22 protein-coding genes are annotated in these 23,010 nt (G+C 59.2%); 10 read left to right on the top strand and 12 right to left on the bottom strand.

Translation table 11 applies throughout. The annotated features are described in order from the left end of the window. The first annotated feature begins 7 nt into the window (after positions 1-7). Both ABWV42_RS17155 and dxs read left to right on the top strand, forming a co-directional pair. Positions 8-880 carry a polyprenyl synthetase family protein gene (locus ABWV42_RS17155; protein ID WP_502930974.1) on the top strand — a complete coding sequence of 291 codons (873 nt, stop codon included), beginning with the start codon at positions 8-10 and terminating at the stop codon, positions 878-880. 17 nt (positions 881-897) lie between these two features. Further along, positions 898-2,826 (top strand): 1-deoxy-D-xylulose-5-phosphate synthase, encoded by a 1,929-nt coding sequence (dxs, locus tag ABWV42_RS17150; RefSeq protein WP_353341246.1) that lies wholly within the window; start codon positions 898-900, stop codon positions 2,824-2,826. A gap of 32 nt (positions 2,827-2,858) precedes the next feature. Here the strand turns inward: dxs and ABWV42_RS17145 are convergent, their stop codons facing one another. After that, positions 2,859-3,713 carry an SDR family oxidoreductase gene (locus ABWV42_RS17145; protein ID WP_353341245.1) on the bottom strand — a complete coding sequence of 285 codons (855 nt, stop codon included), beginning with the start codon at positions 3,711-3,713 and terminating at the stop codon, positions 2,859-2,861. A 79-nt stretch (positions 3,714-3,792) separates the two neighbouring features. Here ABWV42_RS17145 and ABWV42_RS17140 point away from each other — a divergent pair, with 79 nt between their 5' ends. Further along, positions 3,793-4,431 (top strand): class I SAM-dependent DNA methyltransferase, encoded by a 639-nt coding sequence (locus tag ABWV42_RS17140; RefSeq protein WP_353341244.1) that lies wholly within the window; start codon positions 3,793-3,795, stop codon positions 4,429-4,431. Here ABWV42_RS17140 and ABWV42_RS17135 read toward each other — a convergent pair. From ABWV42_RS17135 to ABWV42_RS17115, 5 genes are read right to left on the bottom strand one after another with little or no spacing between them, the layout of a single operon-like run. Beyond that, on the bottom strand, positions 4,421-4,846 hold the full coding sequence (locus tag ABWV42_RS17135) for a DUF1810 domain-containing protein (protein WP_353341243.1): 426 nt from the start codon (positions 4,844-4,846) through the stop codon (positions 4,421-4,423). The genes ABWV42_RS17140 and ABWV42_RS17135 overlap by 11 nt on opposite strands. Continuing rightward, positions 4,843-5,628, bottom strand: a complete 786-nt coding sequence (locus ABWV42_RS17130; RefSeq protein WP_353341242.1) for a carnitinyl-CoA dehydratase — start codon at positions 5,626-5,628, stop codon at positions 4,843-4,845. The genes ABWV42_RS17135 and ABWV42_RS17130 overlap by 4 nt, the downstream gene beginning before the upstream one ends. A gap of 4 nt (positions 5,629-5,632) precedes the next feature. Beyond that, positions 5,633-7,660 carry an acetate--CoA ligase family protein gene (locus ABWV42_RS17125; RefSeq protein WP_353341241.1) on the bottom strand — a complete coding sequence of 676 codons (2,028 nt, stop codon included), beginning with the start codon at positions 7,658-7,660 and terminating at the stop codon, positions 5,633-5,635. A gap of 44 nt (positions 7,661-7,704) precedes the next feature. Further along, on the bottom strand, positions 7,705-7,995 hold the full coding sequence (locus tag ABWV42_RS17120; RefSeq protein ID WP_353341240.1) for an Rdx family protein: 291 nt from the start codon (positions 7,993-7,995) through the stop codon (positions 7,705-7,707). 3 nt (positions 7,996-7,998) lie between these two features. Next, the gene (locus ABWV42_RS17115; protein WP_353341239.1) at positions 7,999-9,162 is read right to left on the bottom strand and encodes an acyl-CoA dehydrogenase family protein; all 1,164 of its coding nucleotides are present in this window, start codon (positions 9,160-9,162) and stop codon (positions 7,999-8,001) included. A gap of 77 nt (positions 9,163-9,239) precedes the next feature. Between ABWV42_RS17115 and ABWV42_RS17110 the strand changes: the two genes are divergently transcribed. Beyond that, positions 9,240-10,184 (top strand): GlxA family transcriptional regulator, encoded by a 945-nt coding sequence (locus ABWV42_RS17110; RefSeq protein ID WP_353341238.1) that lies wholly within the window; start codon positions 9,240-9,242, stop codon positions 10,182-10,184. On the opposite strand, the gene ABWV42_RS17105 is transcribed toward ABWV42_RS17110, so the two are convergent. The 3 genes from ABWV42_RS17105 to ABWV42_RS17095 form a co-directional block, all read right to left on the bottom strand. Next, positions 10,181-10,906 (bottom strand): sterol desaturase family protein, encoded by a 726-nt coding sequence (locus tag ABWV42_RS17105; RefSeq protein WP_353341237.1) that lies wholly within the window; start codon positions 10,904-10,906, stop codon positions 10,181-10,183. The two genes, ABWV42_RS17110 and ABWV42_RS17105, sit on opposite strands and share 4 nt — an antisense overlap. Before the next feature lie 242 nt (positions 10,907-11,148). Beyond that, complete coding sequence (locus ABWV42_RS17100) at positions 11,149-12,156, bottom strand: sterol desaturase family protein (RefSeq protein WP_353341236.1); 1,008 nt, start codon at positions 12,154-12,156, stop codon at positions 11,149-11,151. 26 nt (positions 12,157-12,182) lie between these two features. Further along, entirely contained in the window at positions 12,183-12,938 is a 756-nt protein-coding gene (locus tag ABWV42_RS17095) for a class II aldolase and adducin N-terminal domain-containing protein (RefSeq protein WP_353341235.1), read from the bottom strand. A gap of 109 nt (positions 12,939-13,047) precedes the next feature. Here ABWV42_RS17095 and ABWV42_RS17090 point away from each other — a divergent pair, with 109 nt between their 5' ends. Further along, positions 13,048-13,941, top strand: coding sequence for a LysR substrate-binding domain-containing protein (locus tag ABWV42_RS17090; RefSeq protein WP_353341234.1), 894 nt, complete (start codon positions 13,048-13,050; stop codon positions 13,939-13,941). Here ABWV42_RS17090 and ABWV42_RS17085 read toward each other — a convergent pair. Together ABWV42_RS17085 and ABWV42_RS17080 are read right to left on the bottom strand one after the other, a co-directional pair. Then, positions 13,938-16,211: a calcium-binding protein gene (locus tag ABWV42_RS17085; protein WP_353341233.1), complete on the bottom strand. Its 2,274-nt coding sequence runs from the start codon at positions 16,209-16,211 to the stop codon at positions 13,938-13,940. The genes ABWV42_RS17090 and ABWV42_RS17085 overlap by 4 nt on opposite strands. Positions 16,212-16,340: 129 nt before the next feature. Then, positions 16,341-16,760 (bottom strand): VOC family protein, encoded by a 420-nt coding sequence (locus ABWV42_RS17080; protein ID WP_353341232.1) that lies wholly within the window; start codon positions 16,758-16,760, stop codon positions 16,341-16,343. A gap of 72 nt (positions 16,761-16,832) precedes the next feature. On the opposite strand from ABWV42_RS17080, the gene ade reads away from it, so the two are divergent. The 3 genes from ade (at position 16,833) to ABWV42_RS17065 (ending at position 20,625) form a co-directional block, all read left to right on the top strand. Beyond that, positions 16,833-18,641 carry an adenine deaminase gene (ade, locus tag ABWV42_RS17075; RefSeq protein WP_353341231.1) on the top strand — a complete coding sequence of 603 codons (1,809 nt, stop codon included), beginning with the start codon at positions 16,833-16,835 and terminating at the stop codon, positions 18,639-18,641. Continuing rightward, positions 18,638-20,119 (top strand): AMP nucleosidase, encoded by a 1,482-nt coding sequence (locus tag ABWV42_RS17070; RefSeq protein WP_353341230.1) that lies wholly within the window; start codon positions 18,638-18,640, stop codon positions 20,117-20,119. Before ade ends, ABWV42_RS17070 begins: the two co-directional genes overlap by 4 nt. A 218-nt stretch (positions 20,120-20,337) precedes the next feature. After that, positions 20,338-20,625, top strand: coding sequence for an HU family DNA-binding protein (locus tag ABWV42_RS17065; protein ID WP_255107052.1), 288 nt, complete (start codon positions 20,338-20,340; stop codon positions 20,623-20,625). A 68-nt stretch (positions 20,626-20,693) separates the two neighbouring features. Here ABWV42_RS17065 and ABWV42_RS17060 read toward each other — a convergent pair whose 3' ends face one another. Continuing rightward, complete coding sequence (locus tag ABWV42_RS17060) at positions 20,694-21,377, bottom strand: Crp/Fnr family transcriptional regulator (protein ID WP_353341229.1); 684 nt, start codon at positions 21,375-21,377, stop codon at positions 20,694-20,696. A gap of 216 nt (positions 21,378-21,593) precedes the next feature. Between ABWV42_RS17060 and ABWV42_RS17055 the strand changes: the two genes are divergently transcribed. Next, positions 21,594-22,022, top strand: coding sequence for a CBS domain-containing protein (locus ABWV42_RS17055; RefSeq protein WP_353341228.1), 429 nt, complete (start codon positions 21,594-21,596; stop codon positions 22,020-22,022). Positions 22,023-22,127: 105 nt separating this feature from the next. Next, positions 22,128-23,003 (top strand): DMT family transporter, encoded by an 876-nt coding sequence (locus tag ABWV42_RS17050; protein WP_353341227.1) that lies wholly within the window; start codon positions 22,128-22,130, stop codon positions 23,001-23,003. Positions 23,004-23,010 lie beyond the last annotated feature (7 nt).

Here is a 23,010-nt window from a genome sequence, read left to right as displayed (position 1 = left end):
CCAGACCATCGTGTTCCAGACCCGCCTGAAAGAGACCGCCGCCCTTGTGCAGGCGCATCTTGAAACCACGCTTGCCCATTATGGCGATCTGCCCGTGATCGAAGCCATGCGCTATGCCAGCGCCGGCGGCAAACGCCTGCGCGCCTTTCTCGTGCTGGAAAGCGCCCGAATCCACGGTGTGGATGCCGATCATGCGATCTGGCCAGCAACAGCAATCGAGGCGATCCATGCCTATAGCCTCGTACATGACGATCTGCCCTGCATGGACGATGACGACCTGCGCCGTGGCCTGCCGACCGTTCACAAGAAGTGGGACGAATGCACCGCGGTTCTGGCGGGGGATGCCCTGCACACCTTTGGCTTTGAATGCGTGAGCCGCCCGGAATGCCATGCCGATCCGCTTGTTCGCGCGGAACTGACCCTGAACCTGGCCCGCGCCGCAGGGGCACAGGGGATGGTTTTGGGTCAGGCGCTCGATATTGCGGCGGAAACCGCCCCCGAGCCGCTGACACTTGACGAGATCACCCACCTTCAGGCGGGCAAGACCGGCGCCTTGATCGCGTGGTCGGCAACAGCCGGTGCCGTCATGGCGCAGGCCGACACCACGCCGCTGATGCGCTATGCGGCGGACCTTGGTCTCGCCTTCCAGATTGCCGACGATATATTGGATGTTGAAGGCGATGCGGAAAAGCTGGGTAAGGCCGTGGGCAAGGACGCCGATGCCGGCAAGGCCACCTTCGTGTCGCTTCTTGGCCTTGACGAGGCAAGAAACCGCGCAAGGCAGTTGGTGGAAGACGCCTGTGATGCGCTGGAAATCTATGGCAGCGAGGGCGATACCTTGCGGGAGGCCGCACGGTTCGTTATCTCGCGGGACAGCTAAGACAGAAAGGCACGTCGATGTCTGCCAGACCCGAAACACCCCTTCTGGACCGCGTGAACACGCCTGCGGACCTGAAACAGCTTTCCGATGCGGAACTGACCCAGCTCGCGAACGAGCTGCGGGCAGAAACGGTTTCGGCGGTCTCTGAAACCGGCGGGCACCTGGGCGCGGGCCTTGGCGTGGTGGAACTAACGGTTGCCCTGCACGCGATTTTCGACACCCCGCAGGACAAGATCATCTGGGACGTCGGCCACCAGTGCTATCCCCACAAGATTCTGACCGGTCGCCGGGATCGCATTCGTACCCTGCGCCAAAAAGACGGCCTGTCGGGCTTCACCAAACGCAGCGAAAGCGTCTATGACCCCTTCGGCGCGGCGCATAGCTCGACCTCGATTTCCGCCGCCCTCGGCTTTGCCGTGGCGCGGGATCTGGGTGGTCAATGCGACGGCGGGCTTGGCGATGCGGTGGCGGTTATCGGCGACGGGTCGATCTCTGCGGGCATGGCCTATGAGGCGATGAACAACGCGGGCCACCTCAACAAACGCCTGTTCGTGATCCTGAATGACAACGACATGTCGATTGCGCCTCCGGTGGGTGCGATGTCGTCGTACCTGTCGCGCCTCTATGCCGGTGATCCGTTTCAAGAGCTGAAATCGGCGGCCAAGGGCGCGGTGTCCCTGCTGCCCGAACCCTTCCGCGAAGGGGCGAAACGCGCCAAGGAAATGCTCAAGGGCATGACGGTTGGCGGCACCCTGTTCGAGGAACTGGGCTTTTCCTATGTGGGCCCGATTGATGGCCACGACATGGAGCAGCTGTTGCCGGTGCTGCGCACCATGCATCAACGCGCCACAGGTCCGGTGCTGCTGCATGTGATCACCAAGAAGGGCAAAGGCTATGCCCCGGCGGAAAACGCCCGCGACCGTGGCCATGCGACGGCCAAGTTCGACGTCTTGACCGGCAAACAGCACAAGGCCCCCTCGAACGCGCCCTCCTATACCTCGGTATTCGGGCAGGCGCTGGTGGACGAAGCCGCCCGTGACAATCGCATCTGTGCAGTTACCGCTGCAATGCCTGATGGCACCGGCCTCAACCTTTTTGCGGAACGCTATCCAAGCCGCTGTTTCGACGTGGCGATTGCTGAACAGCACGGGGTGACCTTCTCGGCCGCGCTGGCGGCGGGCGGCATGAAACCCTTCTGCGCGATGTATTCGACCTTCCTGCAACGCGGCTACGACCAAGTGGTGCATGACGTGGCGATTCAGCGCCTGCCGGTGCGTTTCGCCATCGACCGTGCGGGTCTTGTTGGCGCCGACGGGGCAACTCACGCTGGCAGCTTTGACATCGCTTATATGGCCAATCTACCAGGCATGGTGGTGATGGCCGCCGCAGACGAAGCGGAACTGGTCCACATGGTCGCCACGGCCGCAGCTTATGACGATGGCCCGATCGCCTTCCGCTATCCGCGTGGCGAAGGTGTGGGTGTTGATATGCCGGAACAGGGCGACATCCTCGAGATCGGCAAGGGGCGTATGATCCAGGAAGGCAAGCGCGTGGCGCTCTTGTCTTTTGGCACACGTCTGGAAGAGGTCAAGAAAGCTGCCGAAGCGCTTTCGGCCAAAGGCATCACGCCCACCATTGCCGATGCGCGTTTTGCCAAACCTCTGGACGAGGCGCTCATCCTTGATCTGGCGGCCAATCACGAGGCGCTGATCACGATCGAGGAAGGCGCAATCGGCGGCTTTGGAAGCCACGTGTCTCAGCTACTGTCCGAGAACGGTGTGTTTGATCATGGCTTCAAGTTCCGCTCAATGGTGCTGCCCGATATCTTCCTTGATCAGGCCAGCCCCAAGGACATGTATGACACCGCCGCCATGAATGCCGAGCATATCGAAGCCAAGGTTCTGGATACGCTGGGCATCTCGCAAATCGGCTCTAAATCAGCCTGAAATGCAGCCGAGGGACGCGTCCCCCGGACTTTTCATTCCTGTTCGGCCTCAAGCATCGCGTCCAGTGCCGAAGTGTAGGTCGGGTATTTCAGGACTACGCCCAACTCGTCCTTGATGCGATCATTGCGAACCCGCTTGCTGTCGGAATAGAAGCTGCGCGCCATCGGGCTCATGTTCGCCTCTTCAAACGGCACGGCAGGTGGTGGCTCCATGCCCAGAAGTTTGGCCGCATATTCGATCACGTCCTGCGGCGGGGCCGGGTCGTCGTCACAGACATTGTAAATGCGGCCCGGGTTGGGGTGCATGATCGACGCTTCCAGCACCTGGGCGATGTCTTCGACGTGGGTGCGGCTGAAGATCTGGTTCTTCTTGATCACCCGTTGCGCCACCCCTTTGCGCAGCTTGGCAAACGGACCACGCCCCGGGCCGTAGATCCCCGCGAGACGGAACACATGTACCGGAAGCCCCTCGATATCCAACCATTCGCGTTCAGCCATCACCCGGCGCTGGCCCCGCACCGTCGCCGGATCGGTTGGAGACTCTTCATCGACCCATCCGCCATCATGGTCACCGTAAACACCGGTCGTCGAGAGATAACCAACCCATTCTAACCGGGGCGCGGCATCCACAATCGCCTGCCGCCCGACACGCATGATGGGATCGCCCTCTTCATCCGGTCCCGCAGAGGTCAACAGATGGGTCACACCCTTGAGCGCGTCGCGAAGATCGCAGGGCCACAAAAGCGGCTTCACACCTTCCGCCTCAAATGCCTCGAACTTTTCGGGTTTGCGAGTGGTGCCGATCACGGTCCACCCTTTTGGCACCAGTCGCCGCGCAAGTTCGCGCGCGGAAAACCCGTGCCCCAGTGACAGAAGAACCTTATCCATGTGCGCACCCTGCCGCCGCGCCACGGGACATGCAAGGGAAACCCTTGAATGGAATCGACGGTCACGATTGACTGACGTCATGACAACAGCCGATGATCCAAATCTAGACGCCGCCTACGACCTTGAAACGCCGGAAGACTCTCTCAGGCTCTATGCAAATTGGGCCGAGACCTACGACAGCACCTTTGCCGAAAGCCACGATTATGTCCTGCCGCTGCGGGTGGCAGAGCAGTTCGTAGATGCGGGGGGAACAGGGCCTGTGCTGGATGTCGGGGCCGGTACGGGATTGTGTGGGGCCTGTCTACGCGGGCAGGGCATTACCGATGTCCATGCCACGGACATCTCGCAAGAGATGCTGGACGTCGCTGCGCGCAAAGGCATTTATCAGTCTCTGTTCACCGGCGATCTGACTAAGCGTCTGCCCGTGGAAGACGGCAGTTACGCTGGAATAGTCTCTTCTGGAACCTTCACCACGGGCCATGTCGGACCTGATGCCTTTGACGAACTCCTGCGCATCGTGCAGCCCGGCGGCCTTCTTGCGATCTCGATCAACGGGGTGTATTTCGAGAATATGGGCTTCAAGGCCAAACTGGATGGGTTATCGGATCAGATATCGGATTTGCGGCTGCCCGAAGTGCGATACTACGGCGAAAATGCCAGCGGGGACCACAAGGACGACACCGGTTTTGTAGCTCTGTTCCGCAGGATTAGAGACTGATTTCCTTTGCAGTCAGCGGGCACGGCTCTCCGTCATAGAAAGTGGAAAGAGCTTTGCCAAAGATGGCGGGCGCACCGGGTACGGCCGCAAAAAGCGTGGCAGTGCTGCGCACTTTGAGGGCGTCGACGGGCCCGAATATTTCCTCCGCTGACGAGTCAAAGTGCCTTGTTAGAGCCTCAAACATTTCGATCAGACGCGGCCCCAGAACCGGATGCGCAAGATAGCGGCTGGCCTCATCCAGATCGGCAAGCCCATAGTCATGGGCCCGTTGCGACCGACCAAGGGAGCGCAGCTGTGGCATCTCCCACCAGATCCAGTGGGTCACTTTGCGACCGGCGGTCAACTCGGCCAGTGCCTGTGCATGGGTCGCCTCCTGCCGTGGCAGGAAGCGATCCAGATCCTGGATGTCGATCACTTGCCCTTCCAGACAGGATCGCGCTTTTCGGCAAAGGCGCGTGCGCCCTCAAGCTGGTCATCCGAACGATAGAGGGTATCAACAGTCGTCAGCTGGCTTTTGGTGATCCGGTTCATCGTGTCCTGGAACTTGCTGTCCTCGGCGTCGCGCACGATTTCCTTGATCGCGGCATAAACAAGCGGCGGGCCGCTCGCCAGAAGACGCGCCAGCTCCCATGCGCGATCCATGAGTTGATCCGCAGGCACAATTTCGTTCACAAGCCCCCAGCGGTTGGCCTCTTCGGCATCGAACCAGCGCCCGGTGAGCAAAAGCTCCATCGCGATGTGATAGGGAATGCGCTTGGGCAGCTTCACGCTGGCCGCGTCGGCGACGGTGCCGGACCGAATCTCGGGCAGGGCAAAGGTTGCGTGGTCTGCGGCAAGGATCATGTCAGCCGAAATCGCCAGTTCAAGACCACCGCCGCAGGCGATGCCATTCACTGCCGCGATGATCGGCTTGTTCATGTCGCGCATTTCCTGAATGCCGCCAAAACCGCCGACGCCATAGTCCCCATCAACCGCGTCACCATCCGCCGCCGCCTTGAGATCCCAGCCGGGGCAGAAGAACTTGTCGCCGCCCCCGGTCAGGATCGCGACACGCAGCTCGGGATCATCGCGGAACTCGCGGAAAACCTCGCCCATGATACGGCTGGTCGCGAGATCAATCGCATTGGCCTTGGGGCGGTCCAGCGTGACCTCAAGAATGGCACCCTCGCGCCGTGTTTTCACTACGTCCTGGCTCATCTGTTCAATCCTTCCGTCGCATCAGAGCATCTGCCGCAACCGCGTCGGTTGGCGTGCAGAGCAGCGGGTTGATTTCAATTTCCTCAAGTCCTTCGGCCTTGGCAAGAACATAGGCCTCTACCGCACGAATGGCCCGCAGGATCGCTGCCCGATCTGCCGCAGGAGCACCGCGATAGCCATCCAACAGTTTGGCCACACGCAGGCTATTCAACGCGTTGTCGATCATGCTGTCGGTCGCAGGCAGCAGGAAGCTCGCGCTGTCTTCCATCACTTCGGTTAGGGTACCGCCTGCCGCTACGGTCATGACGAACCCGTGCGCCGGATCCTTGACCACCCCGATCAAAAGTTCGGCAACAGCGCCGGTCACCATTTCCTCGATCAGGAAGTGTTCGGTCGGCATGGCAGCTGCGAGATCACTGACCTCTCGCCCGCTCATTAGGTTCAAGGCCACAGCCCCCGCTTCGGTCTTGTGGGCAATGCCCTCTCCCTTGAGGACCACGGGAAAGCCAAGATCAACGGCCGCTGCCCGCGCCGCCCCTGACGAGTTCGCACGTTTGAAGTTGGGCAGCCTCAATCCGTGCCACCCCAAGCGATGTTTGGCTTCGGCCTCGGGCACGAGTTCAGGTGAAACAGTCTCTGTTGGCAGACACAATGGTGGAACGTCTTCCGGTGCGGGTTGCGCCGCGGCTTCGCAGGCCACAATGGCTTCTGACAGCCCCATCAAGGGCACTACACCCGCCGCCAAAAGGCGCTCAGCCACATCCTCGGGAAGCAGTTCCGGCAGGGTCGCTACCATGGCGACGTTTGCACCTGTCTGCTGTTTCGCGGCAATCGCCGCCTGCACCGTGCATTCCCAATCGTCCGCATCACAGCGATCCGCGCGCGGAAAATCCACGACCATCATGGTCAGGGCGAGATCGGGATCCATCATGGCGGCCCAGGCTTTGGTCATCGCCTCAGTGTCACGCCAGATATAGGTGTGATAGTCGAGCGGGTTCGCGAGGGCCACCATAGGGCCCAGCGCTTCGCGCAGATTGGTCTTCTGGCGATCATTCAATTCAGGGAAAACCACCCCGCGCCCATGCGCGGTATCTGCCGCTAGGCTGGCTTCGCCGCCGGAACAACTTATCGACGCGATCCGGTTCGAAGGCAAGCGCCCGACCACGTGCAAGAGTTTCAGGGTTTCCATGAACTCTGGAATAGAATTCAGGCGCGGGATGCCGAGGCGTGAGAGCAAAGCCCCGGCACCCGCATCGCCCCCCGCAAGAGAGGCGGTATGAGATACGGTTGCCGCCTGTGCCTGATCCGACTTGCCCACCTTCAGGGCCACGATCGGTTTGCCCACGGCACGCGCCTTGGCGGCGAGATCTTCAAAGGCCCGTAGATCACCGAATCCTTCGATATGCAGACCCAGCGCCGTGACGCGCGGATCATCCAGCAGGGCTTGCCCGATATGGGCCACACCCGATTGCGCCTGATTGCCTGCGGTCACGACATAGGCCACCGGAACGGCGCGTTTCTGCATCGTCATGTTGATGGCGATGTTGGAGCTTTGGGTGACAATCGCCACGCCCTTGTCTGTAGCATGTCCGCCGTGCTGATCCGGCCAAAGCAGGGCACCATCAAGGTAGTTCACGAAGCCATAACAGTTCGGTCCGAGGAACGGCATGTCGCCCGCGGCGTCCAGCAGTTGTTCCTGCAAGTCGGCGCCCTCGGCATCCTCGGCCTGCGCTTCGCGGAAGCCACTGGCGAAACAGACAGCGCCCCCTGCCCCGCGTTCAGACAACAGGCGCACGGCTTCGATGGTGATAAACCGGTTCACACCGATAAAGCTGGCATCCGGGGCTTCGGGCAGGTCTTCGATATGCGCATAGACCGGCAAGCCCGCCATTTCCTCGGCCTTGGGATGCACGGGCCAGATTTCACCCGCGAACCCCATCTTGCGGCATTGCTCGATCACGAGACGGCACCAGGCGCCACCTCCGATCACGGCAATCGTTTTAGGCCGGAATAGTCTCGAAAGATCGCGCATCAAGAGTCTCTTTTTCTGTTCTTCAAGCTGCCGGAGCACTGGCGTTAGCTGGATGGGCTGCGGTCGTTGTGACCAAGGTCGCGGTCCGGGTCGATCTGGTCGCGCAGGCGGCGTTTGAGTTCCTTGGCTTCAGGAAACCCGCCATCGCGCTTGCGCTCCCAGATCAGGACGCCGTCCACGGTTACTTCGAAAACCCCGCCAACCTCGCCGGGCACGATGGTGACTCCACCGAGGTCGGTATGGAATGTTTGCAACAATTCCTGCGCCAACCACCCTGCCCGCAAAAGCCAATTGCATCCGGTGCAATAGGTGATGGTCACGCGGGGTTTTTCCATGGATCAGGCTCCGAGAGGTCTCAGCATCTCGCGGCTGATGATGTGCCGCTGGATTTCACTGGTTCCTTCCCAGATACGCTCAACCCGCGCGTCGCGCCAGATGCGTTCGAGAGGCAGTTCATCCATAAGCCCCATGCCGCCATGAATTTGGATCGCTTCGTCGGCCACAAAAGCCAGCATCTCGGTCGCCTTGAGTTTGGCCATCGACATGTCGCTCTCGGTTACGGTGCCCTGATCGTATTTCCAGCCGGCCTCCCAGGTCAGAAGGTTCGCGGCCTTCAGTTCCAGCGCCATGTCGGCGAGTTTGAAGCTGATGCCCTGAAACTTGCCGATCTGCTGGCCAAACTGCTTGCGTTCGGCGGCGTATTCCACGGCGTGTTGCAGCGCGCGTTCGGCGCGGCCCAGACAGGTCGAGGCCACCTGAAGGCGCGTTGCGCCAAGCCAGGCGTTTGCCACTTCGAACCCCTTGTCGACTTCGCCAAGAACCGCGGAGGCAGGCAGGCGGCAATTGTCGAATTCAAGCACCTGGTTGGTATAGCCACGGTGGCTCACGTTGCGATACCCGTCGCGCACCACGAAACCCGGTGTTCCCTTGTCGACGAAGAAAGCTGTGATCTTCTTTTTCGGCCCGCGCGGCGTGTCTTCGACACCGGTCGCCATGAAGACAATCGCGAAATCGGCAATGTCGGCGTGGCTGATGAAGTGCTTGGTGCCGTTCAGAATCCAGTCATCGCCATCTTTTTTGGCCGAGGCTTTCATGCCACGCAGATCAGACCCCGCGTCCGGCTCTGTCATGGCAAGACAATCCCATTTCTCACCGCGCAGACACGGATAGAGGTATTGATCTTTCTGTTCGTCGGTTCCAGCCAGCAGGATGTTCGAGGGGCGGGCGACCGCCGTCCAGTGCAGCGCATAGTTCGCGCGCCCCAGTTCCTTTTCGTACATCAGCCAAGTCAGCGTATCGAGACCTGCACCGCCCACCTCTTCGGGCATGTTGGCCGCATAGAGACCGGCCTCCATCGCCTTTTTCTGAACGTCCTTGATCACGTCCATATCGAGATGGCCGGTGCGTTCAATCTCGGCTTCGTGCGGGTAGAGTTCATTCTCAACAAAGGCGCGTGTCGTCTCGACGATCATCGCCTGTTCTTCGGTCATCCCAAATTGCATCTTGTCGCGCTCCTATGCGGGTTTCCTTCATCTGAAATCACTTGCATCAAAGCACCATGCGTTGATAGGCATTTTTCATGCAAGAATGGGCGAAAACTTCCGCTACACCGCAGCGAATCGGTGTCCTTCTCTTCGAAGGATTTTCCAACCATTGCCTTGCCAACACGGTGGAACCGATGCGGGCCGCGAACATGCTGTCGGGCCGCAACCTTTACGACTGGCAGTTCCTGGCACTGGATGGCGCGGCAGTGGCATCGTCCAGCGGCCTGCAAGTCACGCCACATGCCCGCTTGATCGATCACGCGGGCGACATGCTGGTTGTCATGCCCTCTTACGGATTTCTCGATCACGGCGGCTGGAAAACCCAATCCGCGCTGCGTGGGGCCGCGACGCGCTATGATTTTCTTGCCTCGATGGATACCGGCAGTTGGCTTCTGGCCGAGGCCGGGTTGCTCGACGGGCATCGCGCGACAATTCACTGGGAAGAACTGACCCGTTTTGCAGAGCGGTTTCCCGAAGTCGAGGCGCTGAGAGAAAGGTTCGTTCTGGACCGGGATCGCATCACCTGTTCCGGTGCGATGGCCGCTTTCGATCTTGTCATGCATCTGATCGGGCGCGATCACGGGCAGGCGCTCGCGCTTGAGGTCGCGCAGCTGTTCATGACCCGCGATTCGGCGCGATCTCATGCCGGTGGGGCCAGCTCCTCAAGCCGCGTGGTGAACCAGGCGCTGGCCTTGATGCAGGAACACCTCGAGGAACCTCTGCCGATATCAGAAATTGCCCGCCGCACGGGACGGACACAGAAAGCCCTGGAAACCCGCATGCGGGCGGATCTTGGCGCGACACCTGCCCAGGTTTATCGTCGCCTGCGCCTGAACCTTGCCCGCAAGTTGGTCGTGGAAACCGACCTGCCGGTTTCCGAGATCACGCTTCGGGCAGGTTACGAGAATGCTGCCTCCATGACCCGCGCATTTCGCGAAGAATTTGGCACGACACCTCGCCAGCTCCGCCAACACGATTAGGGCTGGTTGCGGCGTCGCGCGATCCTTTCTCGCATCATGTCCTTGGCCTTGGCGGATCCGTCGTGAAAGGTTCCAAACAGCTTGTCCCAAGGCACTTCAAGCGTGCCATAGTTCACTTCGAAATAGCGATGATGCAGTTGGTGATGGAAATTGCCCAAATGCAGACGCTTGCGCCCTCCTGCCCAGACGCCCTCGAACCCGGTGTGCGTGATGATCGCGTAAAGACCGTAGAACATCAGGTGACAGATCAGGTGAACCGGATGGGTCGGCAGAAAGAAATGCACGAAGATCGTTCCGAAATAGAACAGGTGCTCAACCGGGTGCATGCTCAGGCCGGACCAGGGGCCGATGTCCGTGTTTCGGTGATGCAACGCGTGGAACCGGTAGAATAGTCCGGCGTGTAGAAGGCGATGAATCCAGTAGAAATAGAAACTCTCCCAAATCGGGATCAGGAAGAAAATCGCCACGAACCAGACAGGGTTTTCCGCCCAGGTCAGCACGGGCGCAAGGCCGTTCGCCATCGACCACCAGATCAGCGCCTCGTAACCGCTCCAGACAGTCACGCCCGAGGCAATCGCCCAGAACATGTTGTCGTGAAGCTGATTGCCAAAGGTGAAGACACGACCTTGCCGCGGGAAGGGCCTTGGATCGTATTTGTGGTCGGTGCCCTGCAATTGATAGCGGTGAAAGACAAGGTGCAGGCCATGCGCGAGCAGGAGCACCAGAAGACAATTGCGCAACCAGATTTCAGCTATCCAAAACCCCGGTTGCGCGGCGTCTTCAAGGGTTGGGCTCGCCCAGAAGTAGCTAAGGTAGGCGAGCCCAACGATGCCAAGATTAATCGAAATGGGAAACCAGCTGTCCCAGTACCACCGCAAGATCGCGACCGGGCGCAACGGCCATTGGAAGAGTGGATTTACCCCCAGGGGCAAGTCGGGCGTATAGTTCCACTCTCTCCGCTGTGTCATTTCGTATACATCTGCTTTTTGTGCGCGCGGGTCTGGATCGTCCCCGCTTCGCTACCATCGTGATACGTGCCGAACCACTTGTCGAAGGGAATCTCGGACGTGCCATAGTTGCACTCGAAATACCGGTGGTGCAGCTGATGGAAAAAATCCCCGGTACGCGCCACCTCGTTGTCGGTCACCACGAGTTTTTCAAACCCGCTGTGGCTGAGAACGGGACTGATCTGCTGAAAGTAGGTATGGAACAGCAGATGCATTGGGTGCGACGGTACGATCAGGTGGATGAAGTACGTGGCGAAGTAGAGGATGTTCTCGAACCAGTGGTTCGAGATGCCCGACCACGGCCCCGTGTTCACGTTGCGGTGGTGAACGGCGTGTACGTGTTTGTAGAGACGTGGTGAGTGCTCAAGACGATGCACCCAGTAGAAATGCAGCCCCGACCACATAGGGATGAAGAACATCCAGGCGATGCACCAGATCGGCGAGTCTGCGAAGGTCACGGTTGGCACATAGGCATTCGCCATCGCCCACCAGATGATCCAGTGATAGACGGTTGCAACCGTCATCGCGCTGCCAAGGGTCCACCAGATATTGTCCCAGACCTGATTGCTAAAGGTGAAGGTGCCGTTGCCCCGGCTCAGGTCGCGCCTGTCGAACTTCTTGGTCATCCCCTGGCCCTTGCGGATGTAGAGCCACCAATGCAGCCCCCCGGCAACGACCGTCTGGGCCACCATGTTCATCAGCCAGATGCGGAACATCCAGCCAGCCTGAAACGTTTTCATCTGTTCAAGCGGCGGCAAGGCCCAGAGATAGGCGATCGCGGCAATCGCCATGCAGACAACCAGTGACGTGAGCTGCAACCAGGCGCCCCGATACCAGTTCCAGACCGCACGCGGGTTGGGCGGCCACGCAAAAAGCGGGTTCAGCGCCACCGGTTGTGGCGGCCGATAGTTCCAGCGTGCAGCTTCTCCGTCCGCTGCGAAGTCATTTGTGACATCCGTCGGCATTTCGTCCTCCCAAACGATAGTGTGCCTTAGCTGGCGTAGTTAGACCCTTCCTCATCGAGGATGGCCTTGAGTTCATTGAGATGGCGCACGTCCTGCTCGGGGTAATCCTCGAGCTCTTGTGCGGTTTTCTCGGCAATCTCGTCCGACAGCACGCGTAGCGGCTGGCCGGTTTGCAGGGCGCGGATATAGGTCTCGGCCGCGCGCTCGAAATAGTAGAGCCGGTTGAAGGTATCCGCGACGGACGACCCGATCACCAGAACACCGTGGTTGCCCATGATCATGGTTTTGACCTTCGGATCACTCATCATCGAGGCACAGCGTTCACCTTCCTCCTCGAAGGCCAGGCCGCCGAACTGGTTGTCGACAACGTAGCGGTTGTAGAATGTCGCCGTGTTTTGGTCGATCGGCGGCAGGGTGCTGTCTGCCAGCGCGGCAAGCACGGTGGCGTGGGTCGAATGCACGTGCATCACACAGCGAGCATGAGGGCAGCGGCGGTGGATGCTGCCATGCAGTCCCCAGGCCGTCGGATCGGGCGCATCCGGACCTTCAAGGGTCTTGGGATTGTTGGCATCAAGGAACAGAAGATCGCTCGCCTTGATGCGGCGAAAGTGCATCTGGTTTGGATTCATCAGGAACTGGGTACCATCGTCGTTCACTGCAAGGCTGAAGTGATTGGCGACCCCTTCGTGCATGTTCAGACGTTCGGTCCAGCGAAACGCGGCCGCCATATCGACGCGTTCCTGCCAGAAATCCATATTTGGGCGAAGTTCGGCTACACTCATTTTTGCGCATCTCCCTTAGATGCGATCAAGCCTGCCCAAGGCGGATTTTCTTTACCAACGAAAAAAACAAAGGCATACCATTAGTCAAACTTATGATCGAGTTATAGCCATGCAACCTGGCCTGCCGCCTCTGAACTGGCTCCGAGCCTTCGAAGCCGCCGCGCGCCACCTGTCATTCACGGGGGCGGCGGCCGAGCTGAACATGACGCAAAGTGCCGTTTCCCAGCAGATCAAATCACTTGAAGGCCATCTGGGTCAGCCCCTGTTTTACCGCCGTCCCCGCACCCTCGAACTCACCACGACAGGTCTGATCTATCTTCCCGTGGTGCGCGAGGCCTTTCGCACCTTGCGGCGTGGCACCCGTGCCTTGCTTGGACCGGAAAGCAATGTCTTGCAGGTGCAAAGCAACATCACCTTCGCGATCTACTGGCTTGCACCGCGCATTGGCCGGTTTCACGAGCGTCACCCCGACATCCGCCTGAACATCCGCACCGAACTTTGGGAGCCGCGCGACATGGCCGAAGGGGCCGATGTGGAAATCCGCTATTCCCTGAACCCGGCGCCGCATCTGAATGCCCGCCTTCTCAGGAAAGACCACTACTATCCGGTTGCGGCCCCCGACTATGCCGTCACGCTGGACACACTTGCGGAACAGCCTCTATTCGACTGTTCCAACCTGATGTGCAATTGGCCATCATGGGCGGAAGAACAGTCTCTATTCTGGCCCAATCCGCACATTACCTACTGTACAACCTATTCCGTTTCGATGGCGATTGCGGCGGGTGGCAGCGGCGTCGCCCTTGCGCATGACACGATCGCAGCGGGCCTCTTGCAACAGGGCAAGTTGGTCCCACCCTTTGACCTGCGTGTTGCGATGGAAGAGGCCTACTACATCCTGCTTTCAACACAGGCGCAGGACATGCCGGCCGCCCACGCTTTTGTGGACTGGCTGGAAGAGGAAATGCACCTGTTTGAAACCGAGCTGGAACACCTGCGCCCCTAGATGAAATCAATCCATCCATCGAGGTAATTGAGGCTTCCCTTGCCCTCAATCGTGAGTGACTCACCACCGGAGAAATAGAAGACAAGGTTATTGCCCGCATCGAACTTGGTGTGCTGGTCAATCACTTCGATCACGGTCTTTCCGCCACCCCAAAGGTCTTCATCAAGGGCAAGGCGATCCGACTTCTTGTTCCAATCTGCGATACGGTGCTGGCCATCGCCCAGCCGAAGCACAAAGCTGTCCGCACCGCCTCCGCCAAACAGGCTGTCGGTTCCGGTGCCACCTTCAAGGGTGTCCCTGCCCAAGCCGCCTTTCAGCGTATCGTTGCCCGCCTCGCCAAACAATTCGTCGTGGCTTTCCGCGCCAATCAGGAGATCTTCGTTGTCTCCGCCGAGCAGGGTGTCGTTGCTAGCCCCACCGGTCAGAGTATCGTTGCCGGCTTCGCCATTTGAACTACCGCCATCTTTGCCCGAGAACAGCTTGTCATTTCCGGCACCGCCATAAAGCTGGTTATAGCCATTTCCGCCATAAACCGTATCGCCCCCAACACCACCGTAAAGGTTGTCATCACCGCCACCACCAACGATCGAGTCATTGCCAGCACCTCCATAGATGAGGTCGGAACCGCCTTCGCCCAAAAGCGTATCCCTGCCGCCGTCTCCCCACATCTGATCGGTGCCAAAGCCGCCTTTGAGCAAATCATTGCCACTGCCAGCGCTCATGAAGTCGTTGCCGCTGCCCCCTTCAAGGGTATCGTCATTGGCCCCGCCATAAAGGATGTCATCATCATCTTCCCCCATGAGCTTGTCGTTGCCCAAGCCACCTGAAAGATTGTCATCCCCCACACCGCCGATCAGCAGATCGATGCCATCGCCGCCAACGAGATAGTCAATCCCGTTCTCGCCCAGCAGCGTGTCGTTCCCGTCTCCGCCTTCGAGGATATCCCAGCCAACGCCGCCATTCAGGGAATCATTGTCGGCGCCGCCAAAGAGCTGGTCGTTCCCGACGCCACCAATCAGGGTGTCTGCCCCCGCATCGCCCTTGAGCGTGTCGTTGTGTTTGCCGCCATCAATAAGGTCGGCATCATTTTCGCCGTTGAGGGAATCTTCTCCATCGCCACCAAGCAACGTATCGTTCCCGTCACCGCCAAGCAGGGTATCGACCCCTTCGCCTGCATCCAACAGGTCATTGCCCGTGCCACCCACCAGATAGTCATCGCCATCATTGCCAAACAGCAGGTCATCGTCTTCGTCGCCGGCAACGACATCGTTGCCCTTGCCGCCAACGAGCGAGTCGATCCCGGTGCCACCGCCAAGGGTGTCGTTGTCGGCACCCCCAAGCAGCGTGTCGTTGCCGTTACCCCCATTGAGAATATCCCAGCCATTTCCACCATTGAGAAGATCGGTGCCATCCCCTCCAAACATGGTATCCACACCGGCTTCACCCTTCACGATGTCATTGCCAGCACCGCCATCCATAAAGTCGTGGCCCGTACCGCCAAGCAACGTGTCATTCCCGAGATCGCCCATCATTGTATCGAGGCCATCATCGCCCTTCATCTCATCGTCACCTGCTCCGCCGGACAGGTTGTCGTTATCCGCGCCCCCAGAAAGCGTATCGTTGCCATTCCCGCCATTTACCTGGTCGAATCCCGCGCCGCCCAAGAGTTTGTCGGCATCTCCCTGGCCTTCCAGAAAATCATCGCCGACACCCCCAGAAAGCGTATCCTGGCCCAGACCTCCAAATAGGAAATCCCCGTCCTTGTCGCCGCGCAGAAAGTCGTTGCCAGCGTCGCCGCTCAGGAAATCGATACCGACACCGCCGTAGAGCGTGTCATTGCCATCGCCGCCTTCAAGGTTGTCACTGCCGTCGCCACCATTCAGGAAATCGGCCCCGCCTTCGCCAAAGATGCCGTCATCGCCGCCTTCTCCAAGAAGGCTGTCATTGCCAGAGCCTCCCTTTACGTGGTCGCGCGCGTCCCCGCCCAACAGCGTGTCATTTCCACTGCCACCTTCCAGGGAATCCTCGCCAGCTTCACCCAGCAACTTGTCGTTGCCATTACCCCCCAAGAGCGTGTCAGCACCATAACCGCCAAAGAGTTTGTCGTTGCCGTCGTCGCCGTTCAGCAGATCCTTGTCTCCGCCGCCCCTGATGACGTCATTCTCGCCGCCACCGTTGATCGTGTCGTTCCCGGCGAACCCCAGCAGCGTGTCCTTGCCAATGGTTCCGGCAAGAAGATCTGGATTTGCTGTTCCCTTGATTTTCGGCATGGCGTTGTCTCCCCTTTCGTCTCGCGTACAGACACTCCCATTGCCTGCAACGGTGAACGGCTCATAGCGACCAAGGTCGTGAGCGCACGGGGATTATATCAGAATTCAGGAATGCGAGTCTGACTTATGTCAAAGCGGTCTGGACGGCACCCAGGCATAGCCATCGCCACACAGAAGATAGGCCTCTCTCAGGCCGTGTGGTTTGTCGGTGGGAGGTTGCAGAACGTGCATGCCCGCCGCCTCTGCGCGGTCTGCACACAGATCCGGATCACTGTCATAGAGCCTGATTTCCACGCCAGCCCCACGCGCACCAGCCTCGGGAAGAAGACCAGGGAGAGGATGCGAGTGATACGTCGCATCGCTATGAACCTGAAACACCTGATCGCCATATGTTAGGATTGCGAAATCCTTGGAGACACGGTGTGCTTTCATCTCGAAAACAGTCTCTAACATGGCGCAAAGAGCCTGAACATCGCGTACCAGGATGTTGATCCCGATCCCTCGCAAAGACGCCCCGAAATCGGCCGCGCTGACAGTTTCAAAATCCACCTGAAGCTCCTTTCACGAAACCTTCACCATGCCTAGCCTTGATCACCCCTGCAACGCGTGTCAACGTGGGACATGGAGCCTATTCAACTGAAAACATGGGCCGAATGTGCCCCCCGTCTTGTTGCCGTCGCCGCCGGGCGCGCGCCTGCAGACACCGTCATCCGCAATGGCCGTTGGGTCAACGTCCACACCCGCGAAATTCTTCCAGACCACGATATCGCAATCGCCGAAGGGCGGATTGCCTATGTCGGGCCGGATGCCGATCATTGTATCGGGCCGGAGACCGAGATCATCGAAGCGGATGATCGTTACATGATTCCCGGCCTGTGCGACGCCCACATGCACATTGAATCCGGCATGCTGACGCCAGCAGAGTTTGCCCGCGCCGTCATTCCTCACGGTACAACCAGCATGTTCACCGACCCGCATGAGATCGCCAATGTTCTGGGCCTCGAAGGCGTGCGGATGATGCACGACGAAGCCCTGATGCAACCCGTGAACATTTTCACGCAGATGCCTTCCTGTGCGCCGTCAGCCCCCGGCCTTGAAACCACCGGTTTTGAAATCGGGCCGGATGATGTGTCCGAAGCCATGCAGTGGCCCGGGATCATTGGCCTTGGCGAAATGATGAATTTCCCGGGCGTGGTGAATGGCTCGCAGCAGATGCTGGCGGAAATCGCCGCGACACAGGCCGCGGGAAAAACGGTGGGTGGCCACTATGCCTCGCCCGATCTGGGGCCGGCCTTTCACGCCTACGCAGCGGGCGGCCCCGCAGACGACCATGAAGGCACCTGCGAGGCCGATGCCATTGCCCGCGTGCGTCAGGGGATGCGCTCGATGATGCGCCTTGGCAGTGCCTGGTACGACGTGGAAAGCCAGATCACGGCTGTCACGGAAAAAGGCCTCGACCCACGCAACTTTATCCTCTGCACCGACGATTGCCACTCGGGCACGCTGGTCAACGACGGCCATATGAACCGCGTGGTTCGACATGCCATCGCCTGTGGATGTGATCCGGTGATTGCCCTGCAAATGGCAACCATCAACACGGCAAGCCACTTTGGCCTTGAACGCGAACTCGGATCAATCGCGCCCGGGCGGCGTGCGGACATCATCCTGACCAGTGACATTGAAACCCTACCGATTGAACATGTGATCGCGCGGGGCCGGACCGTTGCCAAGGATGGTGAGATCCTCGTTGATTGCCCGCACTATGCCTGGCCTGAACATGCCCGGAACACCGTTCGTCTTGGCCATGAACTCGGCGCGGATGACTTTGCGATCCCCGCGCCTGAAGGGGCAAGCGAGGTGACGGTCAACGTTATCGGCGTGGTCGAAAACCAGGCTCCGACAAAGGCTCTCACTGCAAATCTTCAGGTCGAAGATGGATTGATTCAAGGTGATATAGAGACTGATATTGCCCAGATTGCCCTTGTCGAGCGCCACCGCGCAACCGGCGATGTGACCAACGCTTTTGTTTCAGGGTTTGGCTACACGGGCAGGATGGCGATGGCCTCGACCGTGGCCCATGACAGCCACCACATGATAGTGGTTGGCACCTCGCGGGAAGACATGGCGCTGGCTGCCAACCGGCTGGGTGAGGTTGGTGGCGGTGTCACCGTGTTCAGGGAGGGCAAGGAAATCGCGCTCGTTGAACTGCCGATCTCCGGCCTGATGTCTGACGCCCCTGCCGCCGATGTCGCGGCCAAGGCGCAGGCGCTGGTCGAAGCGATGGAAGCCTGCGGCTGCACGCTCAACAACGCCTATATGCAGCATTCCCTTCTTGCTCTCGTGGTGATCCCCGAGCTGCGTATTTCCGATCTCGGCCTCGTCGATGTGACGCGGTTTGAATTGACTGACCTTGTGACTGGAACCAAATGACACCTGCCCAAGACCTTGCCACCCTGACGCCCCCCTCCTATGCCGCCGAAGCCTTTACCGATGCGCGTGCGGCCGTGGACCGGCTTGAAGAGCTTTATGAACAGGCAACCCGTTTTCTCTGCGACAGTTTTCGGAACACTTTGAATGACGGCCCACGCGGCAACCGTTTCCGCGCCTTCTATCCAGAGGTGCGGATCACCACCAAAACCTTTGCCCAGGTCGACAGCCGCCTGTCCTTTGGACACGTCTCGGAACCGGGCACGCATGTTGCAACGATCACTCGGCCAGATCTGTTCCGTCACTACCTGGAACAGCAGATAGACCTCCTGATCTGCAATCACGGCGTGCCAGTCATGATCGGTCCGTCGACAACACCGATCCCGATCCACTTTGCCGTAAGCTCTGATGCAGATCTGACGGTGCCGCAACAGGGGGCGGCCGCCTTTACCCTGCGCGACATCTTTGATGTGCCGGAGCTCTCAACGACGAACGACGACATCGTGAACGGCATGCACGTGCACGATACAGATGACACAGGTCCGCTTGCCCTCTTCACCGCCCAGCGCATCGACTATTCGCTTGCACGGCTTTCGCACTACACCGCGACGGACGCCGAACACTTTCAGAACCACGTGCTGTTCACCAACTACCAGTTCTATGTGTCCGAGTTCGAAGCCTATGCCCGTCAGCAGCTTGGTGACCCTGAAAGCGGCTATACCGCCTTTGTCAGCACCGGCAATCACGCGATCACCACGGCGGATGGCACGCTGCCAACCGTAGACAAGCAACCCCAGATGCCGACCTATCACCTCAAGCGGGCGGATGGATCGGGAATTACCCTTGTGAACATCGGCGTCGGGCCTTCCAACGCCAAGACAGCCACCGACCATATCGCCGTCTTGCGCCCGCATGCCTGGGTCATGGTTGGCCACTGCGCCGGCCTGCGCAATTCACAATCTCTGGGTGATTTCGTTCTGGCCCATGCCTACCTGCGCGAGGATCACGTGTTGGATGACGATCTCCCTGTCTGGGTGCCGATCCCGCCGCTGGCCGAGGTGCAGATCGCCCTGGAGACGGCTGTGGCCGAAGTCACCGAGTTGAAGGGCTATGATCTCAAACGCGTCATGCGGACGGGGACCATTGCCACCATCGACAATCGCAACTGGGAGCTGCGGGACCAGTCGGGCCCGGTTCAGCGCCTGAGCCAATCACGCGCCGTTGCACTGGACATGGAAAGCGCCACGATTGCCGCCAACGGCTTCCGGTTCCGGGTTCCTTATGGCACGCTTTTGTGTGTTTCCGACAAACCACTGCATGGCGAATTGAAACTTCCCGGCATGGCTTCGGATTTCTACAAGACACAAGTTGCCCGCCACCTCCTGATCGGGATACGCGCGATGGAAGCCCTGCGGGATATGCCACTTGAGCGGTTGCATTCGCGGAAATTGCGCAGCTTCGACGAGACAGCATTCCTCTGAGAAATGCCGAACGGCGCAAAGTGACGTTACGTCTCGGATTCGTCATAACGACACCAGAAGTGTTCAAGGCGACAGAGACTGGCCCTTTTGGTCAAAAAATTCGTGGATAACCCTAATTTTTTAGGGTTTTCGCGCCCAGATTTCGTTGTGTTCCCTACACTATTCCCCTTAAATGCCGGACACGAGGCCCGGTTCGGGCAGACTAAGGAGACCTGAAAATGGCAAAACCGATGACCAAGACCCAACTCGTTGCTGCACTGGCCGAAGATATGGGCACCGACAAGAAATCCGCAGCAGCAGCTCTGGACGCCGTTTGCAACCTGATCACCCGCGAAGTTTCGGGTGGCGGCGCGGTAACCCTGCCGGGTGTTGGTAAGATCTACTGCCGTGAGCGCCCCGAGCGCATGGTGCGCAACCCCGCCACCGGCGAGCAGATCAAGAAAGAAGCCGACAAAGTGGTCAAGATGACCATCGCGAAGGCCCTGAAGGACAGCGTTAACGGCTAATTCTTCGGATATTCGAATCTGGAAAAGGGTCGTCCTGGGGCGGCCCTTTTTCTTTTCGGCAACCCGCCCTAGGCGGCGTTGTCTTCGACAAAGGCCCGCAGGACGCGCAGGTCATCAACGCTGACATGCCGTACTTCACTGCGCACACCGACCGGCTTGAGCCGCGCGAACGCCCGCGATAGGCTCTCGGGTTTCATTCCCAGTTTGCCCGCCAGAACAACCTTGCCATAGGGAAGCTCGACACGCGTCGCGCCGCCCGCCTTGTCACACAACTCAAGGATGAATTCCGAAAGTCGCTCGATCCCGCTTTTTACCTTCAGGTTTTCGATCTGGGTCATCATAGCATCAAAGTGGCCCGAGGCCGCCGACAGAACCGCGTTGCTGATTTCGCGCTCGGCGCCGGGGCAACCGCAAGTGCAATTTACGTCGATGAGCAACATCGAGCAGTTGGTCACGGCCTCAGCCGAAACCGGGCTGCGCCCGCGTTGCAGCGCTGCGATTTCATCAAAACTGTCGCCCGCCCCGACGGTCGCAAGAATCGCTTCATGCCCACTTGGGGAAACTCGAAACAGTTTGACCCAACCGGATTGCACAATCTTGATGGCATCCGCCGGCTCATCCTGAAGGCTGATCGTGCTTCCTCGCGAAAAGGTTTTCACCCGCGCTTTCGACAATAGACAAGTTCGGATTGGCTCGGACAATTGTTCGAGCAACGGTAACCCCTGTCCGAAATCCGCCATGCGAATCTTCATGCTTCCCCCTAAATGCGCGTGGAGGCTTATTAGAGAGGTTTGCGCTATCGGAAATTGAGGCAGATCAATGCACAAAAAACCGTCACATAGTCCTAAGTTCAGTGCGAAACGAAATCCAATAGACGCATTTTGCAGACAACGCGCCTTAAACATGTGGATTGGCACATATTTACTTTGCGCTCAGCACAATAAGAAAACGCCACGTATGGGGACGCCATGACAACAACAACGATTCGCGCCATTCTTAGAAATCGCCAAGTTTTTTCCGTCTCTCCCGAAACAAGCCTTCGGGACGCGTCCAAGTTGATGGCCGACAACGCCATTGGGGCTGTCGCGGTGATGACAGACCAAACCCTCGTCGGGATCCTGACCGAGCGCGATATTGTTTTCTGTGGCGTTGCTCAGGGCCTTCGAACGGATGAGGGCACTGCTGGGCAATGTATGACAGCCGACCCCGTCACCGTTGAAATCGACGATGCCATCTCCGACGCGCTGGCAGCCAAGCTTGGCGACGCCTTCCGTCATCTTCCGGTGATGAACAACGGAAAGTTGTGCGGCATTCTTTCGTTCCGCGATATTCCTGCCGAATACATCATGATGTTCGAACGCTTCCGCGAGATGTCAGCCGCACACGCGGATGACTAGATCCGGGATTGCGAAATCGTGAGCGCGAAACCTGAACGCGGGCCATTGCGACATTACTGCGAATGAGCTTACATCGCAGCGATGGTTAACAGGTGAGGCAAAGCCATGGATCTTCGCGCAATCGGCATGGGCCTCTTGTTTGCCCTGATCTGGTCATCTGCTTTTACGTCCGCGCGCATCATCGTTGCCGATGCTCCACCCTTCGCGATTTCTGCCATCCGTTTTACCATCGCAGGCATCATCGGTGTCGCGATCGCGCGCGCCCTTGGTCAATCCTGGCACCTGACACGCGATCAATGGCGTGCGACTCTGGTTTTTGGCCTCTGTCAGAACGCGATCTATCTCGGGCTCAATTTCCTCGCCATGACAACCGTCGAAGCCTCTCTGGCCTCGATCATCGCCTCTTCGATGCCGCTCATGGTCGCCCTGGCGGGATGGGTGGTTCTAAAGGAGAAACTCTCGCGCCTCGCGACCTTTGGGCTGGTTCTCGGCTTTGGGGGTGTGATCCTGATCATGGGCACGCGCATAGGCGCAGGCGTCGATATGTTCGGCGTGATCCTCTGCGTAATTGCCGCCGCTGCGCTCACCATCGCCACCCTTGTCATGCGCGGTGCGTCTTCTGGGGGCAACATGATGATGGTCGTCGGTTTGCAGATGTTCGTCGGCGCGGGGGTTCTATTTGTCGCCTCGCTGATTTTCGAAACCTGGGAGTTCAACTGGAACCCCCGGATGCTGACGGCCTTTACCTACACGATCTTTGCGCCGGGCCTGCTGGCCACCTGGATCTGGTTTGCCCTTGTCGCCCGTATCGGAGCGGTCCGCGCCGCCACCTTTCACTTTCTGAACCCGTTCTTCGGGGTCGCGATTGCCGCCGCCCTTTTGGGCGAAGCTCTCGGTCTGATGGACATCATCGGGGTTGTGATCATCTCGGCCGGCATCCTTGCCGTGCAGCTTTCGAAACAATCCCACACGCCCAAGTGATCTCCTG

The organism is Pelagimonas sp. KU-00592-HH, from assembly GCF_040369695.1.
In the GTDB taxonomy this organism is placed as follows: Bacteria; Pseudomonadota; Alphaproteobacteria; order Rhodobacterales; family Rhodobacteraceae; genus Shimia.
The sequence above is the reverse complement of the archived record's forward strand: the minus strand, read 5'-3'. Positions and strand labels throughout refer to the sequence as shown.